General features: G+C 61.9%; 15 protein-coding genes. 12 read left to right on the top strand and 3 right to left on the bottom strand.

What is annotated here, in order from left to right:
- A partial coding sequence (locus ACQ7C1_RS28835; protein ID WP_430960754.1) for a calcium-binding protein occupies positions 1 to 944 on the top strand: 944 nt, incomplete at its 5' end.
- A 174-nt stretch (positions 945 to 1,118) separates the two neighbouring features.
- On the opposite strand, the gene ACQ7C1_RS28840 is transcribed toward ACQ7C1_RS28835, so the two are convergent.
- Positions 1,119 to 1,292, bottom strand: coding sequence for a hypothetical protein (locus ACQ7C1_RS28840; RefSeq protein WP_097600084.1), 174 nt, complete (start codon positions 1,290 to 1,292; stop codon positions 1,119 to 1,121).
- Between the two features lie 126 nt (positions 1,293 to 1,418).
- Between ACQ7C1_RS28840 and ACQ7C1_RS28845 the strand changes: the two genes are divergently transcribed.
- Positions 1,419 to 1,619, top strand: coding sequence for a hypothetical protein (locus ACQ7C1_RS28845; protein ID WP_085778592.1), 201 nt, complete (start codon positions 1,419 to 1,421; stop codon positions 1,617 to 1,619).
- A gap of 1 nt (position 1,620) precedes the next feature.
- The gene (locus ACQ7C1_RS28850; protein ID WP_085778591.1) at positions 1,621 to 1,830 is read left to right on the top strand and encodes a hypothetical protein; all 210 of its coding nucleotides are present in this window, start codon (positions 1,621 to 1,623) and stop codon (positions 1,828 to 1,830) included.
- 80 nt (positions 1,831 to 1,910) lie between these two features.
- On the opposite strand, the gene ACQ7C1_RS28855 is transcribed toward ACQ7C1_RS28850, so the two are convergent.
- The gene (locus tag ACQ7C1_RS28855; RefSeq protein WP_430960756.1) at positions 1,911 to 2,813 is read right to left on the bottom strand and encodes an SDR family oxidoreductase; all 903 of its coding nucleotides are present in this window, start codon (positions 2,811 to 2,813) and stop codon (positions 1,911 to 1,913) included.
- 91 nt (positions 2,814 to 2,904) lie between these two features.
- On the opposite strand from ACQ7C1_RS28855, the gene ACQ7C1_RS28860 reads away from it, so the two are divergent.
- Positions 2,905 to 3,729, top strand: a complete 825-nt coding sequence (locus ACQ7C1_RS28860; protein ID WP_183705860.1) for a helix-turn-helix transcriptional regulator — start codon at positions 2,905 to 2,907, stop codon at positions 3,727 to 3,729.
- Positions 3,730 to 4,018: 289 nt separating this feature from the next.
- Here ACQ7C1_RS28860 and ftsZ read toward each other — a convergent pair whose 3' ends face one another.
- Entirely contained in the window at positions 4,019 to 5,041 is a 1,023-nt protein-coding gene (gene ftsZ / locus ACQ7C1_RS28865; RefSeq protein ID WP_085780110.1) for a cell division protein FtsZ, read from the bottom strand.
- A 306-nt stretch (positions 5,042 to 5,347) separates the two neighbouring features.
- On the opposite strand from ftsZ, the gene ACQ7C1_RS28870 reads away from it, so the two are divergent.
- From ACQ7C1_RS28870 to ACQ7C1_RS28905, 8 genes are all read left to right on the top strand, one after another.
- Positions 5,348 to 5,743: a hypothetical protein gene (locus ACQ7C1_RS28870; protein WP_097600080.1), complete on the top strand. Its 396-nt coding sequence runs from the start codon at positions 5,348 to 5,350 to the stop codon at positions 5,741 to 5,743.
- 176 nt (positions 5,744 to 5,919) lie between these two features.
- Positions 5,920 to 7,200, top strand: a complete 1,281-nt coding sequence (blh, locus tag ACQ7C1_RS28875) for a bifunctional sulfur transferase/dioxygenase Blh (protein WP_430960757.1) — start codon at positions 5,920 to 5,922, stop codon at positions 7,198 to 7,200.
- Between the two features lie 147 nt (positions 7,201 to 7,347).
- Positions 7,348 to 7,908: a hypothetical protein gene (locus ACQ7C1_RS28880; RefSeq protein ID WP_430960758.1), complete on the top strand. Its 561-nt coding sequence runs from the start codon at positions 7,348 to 7,350 to the stop codon at positions 7,906 to 7,908.
- A 153-nt stretch (positions 7,909 to 8,061) separates the two neighbouring features.
- On the top strand, positions 8,062 to 8,985 hold the full coding sequence (locus ACQ7C1_RS28885) for an MYG1 family protein (RefSeq protein ID WP_430960759.1): 924 nt from the start codon (positions 8,062 to 8,064) through the stop codon (positions 8,983 to 8,985).
- Positions 8,986 to 9,218: 233 nt separating this feature from the next.
- Complete coding sequence (locus ACQ7C1_RS28890) at positions 9,219 to 9,608, top strand: c-type cytochrome (RefSeq protein WP_198175452.1); 390 nt, start codon at positions 9,219 to 9,221, stop codon at positions 9,606 to 9,608.
- Between the two features lie 143 nt (positions 9,609 to 9,751).
- A complete protein-coding gene (locus ACQ7C1_RS28895) occupies positions 9,752 to 10,570 on the top strand; it encodes a cytochrome c oxidase subunit II (RefSeq protein WP_097600077.1) in 819 nt (272 codons plus the stop codon).
- A 67-nt stretch (positions 10,571 to 10,637) separates the two neighbouring features.
- Complete coding sequence (gene ctaD, locus ACQ7C1_RS28900) at positions 10,638 to 12,416, top strand: cytochrome c oxidase subunit I (protein ID WP_430960760.1); 1,779 nt, start codon at positions 10,638 to 10,640, stop codon at positions 12,414 to 12,416.
- A complete protein-coding gene (locus tag ACQ7C1_RS28905) occupies positions 12,413 to 13,126 on the top strand; it encodes a cytochrome c oxidase subunit 3 (RefSeq protein WP_097600075.1) in 714 nt (237 codons plus the stop codon). Before ctaD ends, ACQ7C1_RS28905 begins: the two co-directional genes overlap by 4 nt.
- Position 13,127 lies beyond the last annotated feature (1 nt).

Here is a 13,127-nt window from a genome sequence, read left to right on the forward strand (position 1 = left end):
TCACCGGCGCGGATGATGGACCAGCCAGGCAGGCACCCACCGACATTAAGCTGACGCCTGTCGTTCCGGCGGACAGCGTCAACTTCAATAATTTTGAGTTCAGTGGTCTGCTGTCGGCGACTGATCCCGACGCGGGTGGATTCAGCTTCAACATTGCTTCGCAGTCGAATCCGGGCTTGTTCTCGATAACCGGCAATACGCTTCATTCGAGTGCGCTATCGACGAACGGTACATTTTCAGTGACGGTAACGGCAACGCAGACCGGTGATCCTATAGGGCCGACCTTCGAAAAGACGGAGACGTTCACCGTAATTACCGGTGGCAATGGCAATTCAGTGGACAATCCGACCGGTGGAACCGGCGACGATGTGCTCTACGGTGGCGGCGGTAACGATATGATGTTCGGGCTGGGAGGTGACGACACTCTTTTCGGTCAAGACGGCAACGACACGCTAAACGGTGGTGCTGGCAACAACATCCTTACCGGTGGCGTGGGAAATGACACCTTCTTTTTCCAAAGGTTTGCCACCACAACGAACCATATGACTGATTTCAATGCTGGGACGAATAGCACAACCGTGGACAGGTTCCAGTTGGACGTTGGAGGCGGCACATTCGAGTTCGCCGTCGGCAACAACAATACAATTGTGGACAATGTGAAGGTGGGGAACAACGCCACGATCAATGTTGCCGGAACGGAGCTTGCTGTCAAAACAGACGTGAGCGTCACGAACGCAACCGTCCAGAGCACCATTGATGGTTACGGCAACATAACCACAGGGGCATTGTTCGTGTTCCACAATACGGATCTCGGCCATGCGGCGGTCTACTACGATCAGAACCCAGGTTCAGCCGGCGGCGCGGTGCTGGTCGCTGAATTCGACAACATCACCACCCTCGCCGGACTTGCAAATTTCAACTCGGGCGACTTCTTGTTTGGCTGAGGCGATTTGTGATCGCGTAACGAGGTAGTTTTCCGACAGCAGCCGGACTGAAGGTCATTTCGGCGGCCGGGCCTGGCGGGGGGTCTGAAATTCTGTGCGCCCAGCGTACTGGGCGCACAGAATTCGTCGGGTGGCAGATAGCGTCATTTCACGCGTCGCGGGAGCCTGCCGGCCTCAATTGGTCCCATCGTTTGGTCTTGCCTTTGCGCTGTCATTGGTGGTGTCCGACGCGGTTTTTCCGTCCGGTTGCTGGCCGAAATAGGTGCCGCCGAGATGGCCGCCGGCGCTGGTGTTTCTGACCTGCTGTTCGGCGCGTTTCTGAAGTTCTCGAACGTTGGTCTTGCTCATGTTCGGCTCCTTTTTCGAGGTTCTCGACCTTTCACCAACCGATGGGGACCGGGACTGTTCCAAATTTTCTGCCGGAACCCTTCCTCGCTTTCGCGGTTTTTCCTATTCAACCAAGGAGAAACGACGATGGGCATGACCACCCCCAAGGACGGCGCCCCCGGCACCACCGATCAATCGCCTCGGTGGGAAGGACCGAAGGGAAACACCCCGCGCGGATATCTCAAACCCAAGGACGATCCGGACAGGAATCGCGACGCCAATGGTGAGAACAACCGCGATCCTGAAATGAACGACATTTCCGACGCTATGAAGCAGAAAGGCGAATGACATGGGCAATCCGAAAAAGGACGCCGCCGGTCAGTTTGCCAAATCCCGGGCCGACCGGAAGGCCAGCGGCGTTGCCAGCGCCAAGCCGACCGTGATCACCGGCTCGGAGGACGCCACGGTGAACAAGAACCCGCCGGGCAAGAAGAAGCCCGAGAAGGACTGGGACATCAATTACGATCCCGCCGATATGAACGAGGGACGGATGCGCTGAGCCGGTAGCGCACCCGCCTCATCCGACGCGGCCCCTTGCGGGGCAACTCAGGATGAGGCTCGTGAGCGATGGCCCGACATTCAGGCTTGCGCTGCCCCGGTAAAATAGGCCGGGTGGTCGATATCGGCGAGCAAGCCAGGTTCCATGGGCTGCCAGCCGAGGAGAATGCGGGTGTGTGCACTCGAGGTGGGCACGTCGAAGCCGGCGAACATTCCAAACCAGCCAAAATGCTCAGCCGCCTCTTGCCGCGACAGCGAGACGGCAGGCACGCCGAGGCGGCGGCCGATGAGCTCCGCAATCTCCCGGAAGGGCACACCCTCTTCGGCGACCGCGAGGAAGGGGCCACCGCTGGCGCCATGCTCCAGCGCCAGGCGGTAGACCCGGGCGGCATCGCGCCTGTGCACGGCTGGCCAGCGATTCTCCCCGTCGCCGATATAGGCGGAAATACCTTTCCGCCGGGCGATATCGATGAGGATTGGGATGAAGCCGTGATCGCCATGGCCGTGCACTGATGGCGGGAGCCGGACGGTGGAGGCGCGCACGCCGCGGGCGACAAGTGATACCGCAGCGATTTCGGAGGCGCGGGGATAGGTTTCGGTCGTTGGCATCGGCGGGTCCTTTTCGGTGCCGATGCGGCCGGGCGCATGGCCGAGGCCGGCAGTGACCAGTAGCGGACGGTTGGAGCCCCGGAGGGCTTCGCCGAGCGCCTCGATGGCGCGCCGGTCGGCGGCGCAATTCTCCGCGAATTTCGAGAAGTCATGGTTGAAGGCCGTGTGGATGACGCCGTCGGCCTCGGCCGCGCCGCGCTTCAAACCCTCCAGGTCGTCAAGCGTGCCGCGCTGGACCTCGGCTCCTGATGCCGCCAGTTCGGCCGCTCCCTTGTCCGAGCGGGCCAGGCCGAGAACCTGATGGCCGGCGCCGATCAACTCCTTGACGACGGCCGAGCCCACCCACCCTGTGGCTCCGGTAACGAATACGCGCATGTCGATATCTCCTGATTGGACGCAGACAGATATCGAGCAGGCTGATATCATGGTAAAGTAGTGATCTTATCACGGTATAAAGGCTAACAGGATGAGCGAATTCGTCGCCTCCGATAATCGGCTGGGCAGCTACCTCAAGGACCGCCGCGGCAAGCTCGATCCCGCCGCCCTTGGCTTTGCCGGCGAGCGGCGCCGTACGCCGGGGCTTCGCCGCGAGGAGGTGGCGAGCCGCGCCAATATCAGCCCCACCTGGTACACATGGCTGGAGCAGGGCCGCGGCGGTGCGCCTTCGGCCGACGTGCTCGACCGAATCGCCCGTGCCCTGATGCTGACGGATATCGAGCGCGAGCACCTCTTTCTGATTGGGCTCGGCCGCCCGCCCGAAGTGCGCTACCGCAGCGACCAGGGCATCACGCCGCGGTTGCAGGGCGTGCTCGACGCGCTTGATCCGTGCCCGGCGCTGATCCGCACCGCGATTTGGGACGTGGTCGGCTGGAACCGGGCGGCGACCGTGCTACTGACCGACTACGGCGCGCTGCCGCCGGAAGAGCGCAACGTGCTGCGCTTCATCTTCCTCGACCCGCGCGTGCGCGCTGCTCAATATGACTGGGAAAGTGTCGCCCGCTTCGTCGTGGCCGCCTTCCGGGTGGATGCGGCACGCGCCGGTGCTGCCGCCGAGGTGGAGCCGCTGGTCGACGAACTCTGCCGCAAGAGCCCGGAATTCCTGGCCATGTGGCGCGACAACGATGTGCGCACCCATGGCGAGGGCGCCAAACACATCAAACACCCGGTCCTCGGCCTGCTCTCCTTCGAATATTCCGCCTTCCAGGTGGACGGTCGGCCGGACCTCAGCATGGTGGTGTATAATCCGGCGACGGAGGAGGATGCGGCGAAGATCAGAGAATTAGTCAGGTGAGACAGTGACGCTGCTGCCGTGATTGATAGGGACTGCTACGGGAGAGCTCGAAAGGAGAGCCGTGGTCAGTGATAATGCGGCGAATAGAAACAGGTACTTCAATTTTCTATCTTGAGTTCCGCGGTGTCTCTCTTGAGCATTGGCGCGGTATCTTCCGACCACGCTCATGATGAGGCTGATAGCCTTAGGGGCCATGCCTCGAAGCATGAGCGCCGCATTCTTTCCTGCGTTTTGAGTGCGATGCTCATCCGGCCGATCTCTGACAAACCGGCCGGTTGACTGCCGCCGCTTACTGCAGCGTGCGCGTCTGAATCGGCTCAGCGGGCGCGTGAGAAGGGGACGCGGAGAGAGAGCTGCCTTCCAGGCCGGTCGCCACCACCGAGACGCGGAATTTGCCGTCGAGGCTGCGGTCGAAAATCGCGCCGACGACGATGTCGGCGTCGTCCTGCACTTCGTCACGAATGCGGCTTGCCGCCTCGTCCACTTCGAACAAGGTCATATCCGAGCCGCCGGAGATCGAGATCAGCACGCCCTTGGCGCCCTTCATCGAAATATCATCCAGAAGCGGGTTGGCGATTGCCGCTTCCGCCGCCTTCATCGCCCGGCTTTCGCCGGCGGCTTCGCCGGTGCCCATCATCGCGCGGCCCATGCCCTGCATGACCGACTTCACGTCGGCGAAATCGAGGTTGATCAGACCTTCCTTGACGATGAGGTCGGTGATGCAGCCGACACCGGCAAAGAGCACGCGGTCGGCCGTCATAAAGGCATCGGCGAAGGTGGTTTTCGCATCGGCGATGCGGAAAAGGTTTTGATTGGGAATGACAATAACGGTATCGGCCGCCTGACGAAGGGCCTCGATGCCAGCTTCCGCCGTCCGCATGCGGCGATTACCCTCGAAGGTAAACGGCTTGGTGACGACGCCAACGGTCAGGATGCCGGCCGCGCGTGCGGCGCGCGCGATGACCGGGGCTGCGCCCGTGCCCGTTCCTCCGCCCATGCCGGCGGTGACGAAACACATGTGCGATCCTGCCAGGTGATCCATGATCTCGTCGAGCGATTCTTCTGCCGCCGCATGTCCGATTTCCGGCAGGGAACCGGCGCCGAGGCCCTCCGTCACATTCGCGCCGAGCTGGATGCGGCGCGATGCCTTTGAGGTGGCAAGAACCTGGGCATCGGTGTTTGCGGCGACGAATTCGACGCCTGCCAGCTTCTCCGCGATCATATTGTTGATCGCATTGCCGCCGCCGCCGCCGACGCCAACCACGGTGATTTGCGGCCGCAGCCCGGTAATGCCGCTCTTGGCGTCCGTCATCGTCTTCTCCTTCGATATCTCGTTTCCGCACGCCCTCATCGCGGACAGCGAATCGGCGTTGAGCATAGTCGCCCAACAAGGCAGAGGCGAGGCGAAAGAAGCGGTGCGCCTTGAGCGACGCGAAGTTCTCGTCAGCTCTGCGTCGGCAATCCGAAGCGGCGGGCAAGTGCGTGTCCTCTCGCAGTGGGACGCAGGCGAGACATCCTAGCTGTGCTGCTGATTTCGATCACAAGCGCCGGCGGGGCGTGAACTAAAGCCGCGCCGCGGTGTTTACAGGCATACCTCTTCTCTGAAAGGAACATCCCCATGCAAAGACTCTTGCTCTCCGGTCTTGCCCTCGCAGCATCGGCCGCCACCGCCTTCGCCCAACAGCCGCCCGCTCCACCACCCGCCGGCGAGCCACCCGCAGCGAATGAGCCCGCATCGCCACCCCCGCCTGCGCCTGATGATGAGAGGGTGATGCGTCACGGGGCGGATGAGCAGTCCCGAGATCGCCCCGACTACCGCTGGCATGGTTCGAGAGGCGACATGGGCTTCCGTGATTATCGCGGTCATCGCCTCCCGCCGCCCTCCAAGGCGGCCCGTTTCCAGATCGAGGATGGAAATACCCGGATCGACCTGAAATGCGCTGAGGACGAACCGACAAAGGTATGCGCCGATCTGTTGCTTCAGGTGATGGATCGCCTGCAGGGCCAGGATTGACTTCAACGGACGTCACATTCGATGTCGATCGGCGGCAAGGGGCGCCGACGCTGTCGTTTTGACCAGCCGGCCGAGCGCGAGAACAGGCGCCTCTATTCTTGCGCTCGGCAATATACTTGTGAGATTGTACTGCTATACGTGCGATACTGCGTGATCAGGGCGGCGCGGAGGCTTCGATGATGCCGGTGAGGGTCAATGAGCGGCTATCGGTGGCGGGGCAGCCCGATCCAGCCGCTTTTGCCGATTTCGCCAAGGAGGGCTTCGCCGCCGTCATCAACGCCAGGCCCGACGGCGAGGAGCCTGGCCAGCCAGGCAATGCGGCAGAAAAGATTTCCGCTGCCGCCGCCGGGCTTTCCTACAGTTTCGTGCCGGTGAAAGGCAACGAGATTACCGAGGCCGATATACGCGCCTTTCAGGCGGCGATGGTTGAGGCGAAGGGACCGGTCGTCGCCCATTGCAAGAGCGGCACGCGAGCATTGACGCTCTACGCGTTGGGCGAGGTGCTCGACGGGCGGATGAAGCCGGCGGATGTCCAGACCTTCGGCGAAGGCCTTGGCTTCGATCTTGCCGCCGCACGCCGCTGGCTCGAAAAGGCGGCAAGCCGACGGCCCCAGGTGAAGGCCTTCTTCGAACCCCGGACCTGCAGCGTGCAATATGTCGTCTCCGATCCGGCGACAAAACGCTGTGCCATCATCGATCCGGTGCTCGACTTCGACGAGATGTCGGGCGCGACGGGAACGGTGAACGCCGATGCCATCCTTGCTTACATCGAGAGCGAACGGATGACGGTCGAGTGGATCCTCGACACGCATCCGCATGCCGATCACTTCTCCGCCGCCCATTATCTCAACGAAAAGACTGGCGCGCCGACAGCGATCGGCGTCCATGTCACCGATGTGCAGAGGCTTTGGGAGGAGATCTATAACTGGCCGGCGCTCGCGACCGACGGCTCGCAATGGGACCGGCTCTTTGCCGATGGCGACATGTTTGAAATCGGCGGTCTTACGGCCCGAGTGATGTTTTCGCCCGGCCATACGCTGGCATCGGTGACCTATGTGGTCGGCGACGCCGCCTTCGTGCACGATACGATGTTCACGCCGGATTCGGGAACGGCGCGCACCGATTTTCCCGGCGGCAGCGCGACCGCCCTCTGGCACTCGATCCAGGCGATCCTATCGCTGCCCGAGGAGACCCGCCTCTTTTCCGGCCACGATTATCAGCCCGGGGGTCGTCACCCGCGCTGGGAAAGCACGGTCGCAGCCCAAAAGCGCGCCAATCCGCATATTGCAGGCATGGACGAGGCCGGCTTCGTGGCGCTGCGTGAGGCGCGCGACCGTACGCTGCCCAAGCCGAAGCTGATGCTGCATGCGCTGCAGGTCAACATCCGCGGCGGTCGGCTGCCGGAACCAGAGGAGAACGGCCGCCGGTATCTGAAGATCCCGCTGGATGCTTTATGACGGCGACGGCGAGGCGGCGACGGCCGCCATGAGCTCGCTGGCCTTTTTCCCGGATTGCCCTATGATTTCCTACCGCCCCGTGTTTGCGCATCTGATAGGACGCGCGGCGCCGGAGGGCGTGGGCGCCCGCTCGAACGGAGTTTCGAAATGCTCGAACGAAATCAGCTTCCTTTGCGCCCGGCAGCTCCCGGTTTCGCGGTCGCCTGGGTCACGGTCATTGCCGGCGCCAGCGTCGCTCTCAGCCTGCTTTTTGCCTGCGTCACGCCTTTCGTTGCCCTGGCGGCAGTCTCGGCGGTCGTTCTTCCCCGGAAAATGGCGATAATGGCGGTGCTGCTCGCCTGGCTTGCCAACCAGACAGTCGGATATCTCATGCTCGGCTATCCCCAGACCTTCGACAGCTTTGCCTGGGGGCTGACGATCGGTATCGCCGCATTTGCATCGCTCGTGGCACCACTCGGCGTGCTTCACCTCAAGGCCAGCCTTGCCGCCACCATGGCCGCCGCCTTTATCGCCGGGTTCGTCGCGTATGAAGCAGTGCTCTTTGCAGCGACGGTAGTGCTTCCGTCCGGCGATGGCGCGTTTTCGGCAGCGGTCGTCGCCGAGGTTCTTTTGATCAATTCTCTGGCCGTAATCGGGCTCATCTGCCTGCATATCGGCGCAGCCGAGCGCGCGCTCGTTGCAGCACAGCCGGGACCGGCGCTGCCTTAGGCCATTGCCTCCACACACATCGGTCAAAGCTGCCCTGTCGCCTTCGACACTATGCAGAATGCGCGAAGCCGGGTTGAGATAGCGGCCGGCAACGGCTATCTCGTTCAGACCCGCAAGCGGATCCTCCGCCAAACCACAAGGCGCATAACTTCGATGAGCCCCGATTTCCTCGTTACCCATTCCGGTGGTTTCCATGCCGATGAGCTGCTGTCGAGCGTCATCCTGACGCGGCTTTTCCCGCAGGCGCGTCTGATCCGCAGCCGGGCGCCGGAATGGATCACGCCAGCCCCGGACCGGATCATCTATGATGTCGGCGGAGCCTATGATCCTGCCGGCGGCATATTCGATCATCATCAGCGCGGCGCGCCACTGCGAGAGGACGGCCAGCCCTACAGTTCGTTCGGCCTGATCTGGAAGCACTACGGCCGCGAATACCTCGTAGCCTCCGGTCTCCCCGATCATCATGTCGAAGCCCTGCACTCCGCTTTCGACACCGGTTTCGTGCTGCCGATCGACCTGACCGACAATGGCGCGCTCAGCCCCTCCGGGCCTTTGGCGGGCCTGACACTGCCGGCGCTGCTCGAGACCCTGAAACCGGTGTTCGATGAGGAGGAACCCGAGGCTGACGATCGTGCCTTCCAGGCGGCGCTGGCCATTGCCCGCAGTTTTATCGATGCCGGGATCGCCCAGAGGGCCGCAAAACTGCGGGCCGAGGCGGTCGTGTACCGGGCGATCGAGGCTGCTGGGCAGGGGCGTATTCTGGAATTGCCGAGAGGGATGCCCTTCCGTCCCTCCATCGTCAAGGCCGGCGCCGATCACCTGCTGTTCGTCGTCCACCCGCGCGAAAAGGATTGGTGCGTGACCGGCATTCGCCGTGGCGACGACGGGTTCGAGCTCCGGGCCGATCTGCCGGCAACCTGGGCCGGCCTTACCAATAGTGAGCTGGAGGCGGTCTGCGGCATCGAGGGCGCTAGCTTCTGCCATAACGGCCGCTTTATCGCTGCCGCCAAAACCCGGGAGGCGGCGCTTGCCATGGCCGAATTGGCCGTGCAAGAGGCGCTTTCGATCGGAGTATAAGTCGGGTGGCGCGGCGCCATTCTCCGGCAGATCACCGCGTGCTGACCGGGTTTCGGGCCCGGTATTTGCGTCGGGGCACAAGATATCGGATTGCGCCCAAGTGCCGGCAATCGTGGAAGCGATTGACTTGCATCCGCGAAGGACTAACTTTAACCCCTAGCAACCACCACCCCCGCGCGAATGATGGCCGAGGGTGAGAGTGGCTGGCGACCTTGAGGAGGATGAGGTTTGCCGTGGATTACCGTGCTGTTCTGCTGATTACTGCATCCGTCATTGCCCTTTTCCCTCTCAACGCTGGAGCGCAGGAGGGGGATGCGACGGCTGGCGCCACCGTTTTCAAGAAATGTGCCACCTGTCATGTCGTCGAGTCCGATACGAACAAGGTGGGTCCGTCGCTGAACAAGCTGTTCGGCCGAAAGGCCGGAACGCATCCTGATTTTGCTTATTCTGCGGCGATGAAGGCGGCCGGCGAGGGTGGTCTCGTTTGGGACGAGGCGACGTTGCGTGACTATCTGCATAATCCGAAAGCCAAAGTGAAGGGCACCAAGATGGCCTTCGCAGGAGTGAAGGATGACCAGGAAATCACCAATCTCATTGCCTATCTCAAACAATATTCTCAATGACGGGCAATACTCCAAATGACGATTTGCCGGCGGCGGCGCATGCCTAAATCGTCGTAATTGCCGACATTTTCTATTTGTGCGATAATAAACTCGACATTTTGTGGAGTGCGGTTTCACGGTCGGTCGGCCCAGGAGGGGCGGAAATGGCTGTTGTGCTGATTCTCGTCTTGGTTGTCGTTGGCTCCGTGCTGTTCCACGTGCTGAGCCCGTGGTGGTGGACGCCGATCGCGTCCAACTGGAGCTATATCGACAACACGCTCGTCATCACCTTCTGGATCACCGGCATCGTCTTCGTGGCGGTGGTTTCGTTCATGGCCTATTGCGTCTTCCGCTTCCGCCACAGACCGGGCAATCGGGCGCATTATGAGCCTGAAAATCGCAGACTGGAATTGCTTCTGGCCTCGGGAACGGCAGTTGGCGTCGCGGCAATGCTGGCGCCCGGCCTGATCGTCTGGAACCAGTTCATCACAGTGCCCGCCGATGCCGCATCGGTCGAAGTCGTCAGCCAGCAGTGGCTGTGGAGCTTCCGCCTGCCGGGCGCGGACGGAAAGCTCGGCCGCGCCGAGACGCGTGACGTCACTTCCGACAATCCGCTGGGCCTCGACAAGAACGATGCAAACGGCCTCGACGACATCATCGTCGAAGGCGGCGAGCTTCATCTGCCGATCGGAAAGCCCGTGCACATATTGCTGCGCTCCGTCGATGTGCTCCATGATTTCTACGTGCCGGAATTCCGCGCCAAGATGGACATGATCCCCGGCATGGTCACCTATTTCTGGCTGACACCGACACGCACGGGCACGTTCGAGATCCTCTGTGCCGAACTTTGCGGCGTCGGTCATCCGCAGATGCGCGGCACCGTCATTGTCGACAGCGACGCGGACTATCAGACCTGGCTCGGGCAGCAGCAGACATTCACCCAGCTGACGGCGTCATCGGGAGAGCCGCCGCCGGCAAACTGAACTGGCGGGAAGACGGCCGGAGGCCGCAGGCGGCTCTAACCAACCGGCTGACATAGGAGGAGATATCATGGTCGAGATTCCGTCCGGCAGCGCAGGTGTCATCCCGACCGCCGAAGTCGAGGATGTCGAGCTTTATCATCCGCACAGCTGGTGGACGAAATATGTGTTCAGCCAGGATGCCAAGATCATTGCCGTCCAATATTCGCTGACCGCCATCTCGATCGGCCTGGTGGCGCTGGTGCTCTCCTGGCTGATGCGCATTCAGCTCGCCTTTCCCGGCACTTTCGCCTTCATCGATGCCGATCACTATTACCAGTTCATCACAATGCACGGCATGATCATGGTGATCTATCTGCTCACTGCGCTCTTCCTCGGCGGCTTCGGCAACTACCTCATCCCGCTGATGGTCGGTGCGCGTGACATGGTGTTCCCTTATGCGAACATGCTGAGCTACTGGATCTATCTGCTGGCGGTGCTGATCCTGGCGGCGGGGTTTTTCGCCCCCGGCGGCCCGACGGGGGCAGGCTGGACGCTCTATCCGCCGCAATCCGTTTTGTCGGGCACACCCGGCGGCAAGGACTGGGGCATCCTGCTCATGCTCATCTCGCTGATCGTCTTCATCATCGGCTTCACCATGGGCGGCCTGAATTATGTGGTGACGGTGCTGCAGGGACGCGCGCGCGGCATGACGCTGATGCGGATGCCGCTCACCGTCTGGGGCATCTTCACAGCGACCGTTATGGCGCTCTTGGCCTTTCCGGCGCTGTTCGTCGCCTGCGTCATGATGATGTTCGACCGCCTGCTCGGCACCAGCTTCTTCATGCCCGCCATCGTCGAGATGGGCGAGCAGCTCAAGCATGGCGGCGGCAGCCCGATCCTGTTCCAGCACCTGTTCTGGTTCTTCGGGCATCCGGAGGTCTATATTGTCGCGCTGCCGGCTTTCGGCATTGTTTCGGATCTCATCAGCACGCATGCGCGCAAGAACATCTTCGGCTACCGGATGATGGTCTGGGCGATCGTCATCATCGGGGGCTTGAGCTTCGTCGTCTGGGCGCACCACATGTATGTCAGCGGCATGCACCCGGCCTTCGGCTTCTTCTTCGCCACCACGACGCTGATCATCGCCATCCCGACGGCGATCAAGGTCTACAACTGGGTGCTGACGCTCTGGCGCGGCGATATTCATCTGACGCTGCCGATGCTCTTTGCGCTCGCCTTCATCGTCACCTTCGTCAATGGCGGTCTGACCGGCCTATTCCTCGGCAATGTCGTCGTCGACGTGCCGCTGTCGGATACGATGTTCGTCGTTGCGCATTTTCACATGGTCATGGGCGTGGCGCCGATCCTCGTCATCTTCGGGGCGATCTATCACTGGTATCCGAAGGTAACGGGACGCATGCTGGACGAGACACTCGGCCATATCCACTTCTGGATCACCTTCCTCGGCACCTATGCGATCTTCTTTCCGATGCACTATCTCGGCCTGCTCGGCGTACCGCGCCGTTATTTCGAAATGGGAGAAACGGCCTTCGTTCCGCCTTCGGCCCATACGCTGAATATCTTCATCACCGTGATGGCGCTTGTGGTCGGGGCCGGGCAGATGGTCTTTCTGTTCAACCTGGTCTGGAGCCTTTTCCGGGGCAGGGAGGCTGGCGGCAATCCTTGGCGGGCGACGACGCTCGAATGGCAGACGCCTGAGACGCCGCCCGCACACGGCAACTGGGGCAGCGATCTGCCCGTCGTCTACCGCTGGGCCTATGATTACAGCGTGCCGGGGGCGGACGAGGATTTCATTCCGCAGAATGTGCCGGCAAGCGGCGGCGCAACGCGGGAGGTCCCGGCATGAACGTCGTGCTGATCTTCCTCGCTGCCATAGCCGCCATCATGATCTGGTGGCTGGCCGGACAGCGGCTGACCTCGAAGCCCTGGCTTGAAACCGGCTCGCTGCAGCAGCCGGATCATCATGGTGCAGACCGGCCGCCTGTGCCTGCGGTGAAAATAGGCCTCTTCGTGTTTCTAGCAGTCGTCGGCGCGGTCTTCAGCCTTGCCGTCAGCGCCTATTTCATGCGCGCGGCCTCAGCGGACTGGTGGGGGATGCCGGTTCCGCGGCTGCTCTGGGTGAACACCGCGGCCCTTGCCTTGAGCAGCGCGGCACTGCAATGGGCCAAACATCAAGCACAGCATGGTCGCATGGAAAGTCTACGGCCGGCGCTTGCGACAGGATTTGCGCTTGCCGTCTTCTTTCTCGCCGGGCAGATCCAGGCATGGCGGGAATTGACGGCGGCCGGATACATACTGGCCGACAATCCCGCCAACAGCTTCTTCTATATGCTCACCGGCCTGCACGGGCTGCATATTTTGGGCGGGCTTGCCGTCCTCGCGCATACGACGGTCAAGGCGTTCGCAGCCGATGTCGCGCCGGAGAGACTGCGGCTCAGCGTCGACCTATCGGCCATCTATTCGCATTTCATGCTCGCCGTCTGGCTTTTGCTTTTCGCGCTCTTTGCCGGCTGGGCGAATGATTTCGTCGATCTCTGCCGCACGTTGATAAGCTAGG

Origin of the sequence: Rhizobium sp. Nf11,1, assembly GCF_050587665.1 — a bacterium.
Taxonomy (GTDB): domain Bacteria; phylum Pseudomonadota; class Alphaproteobacteria; order Rhizobiales; family Rhizobiaceae; genus Rhizobium.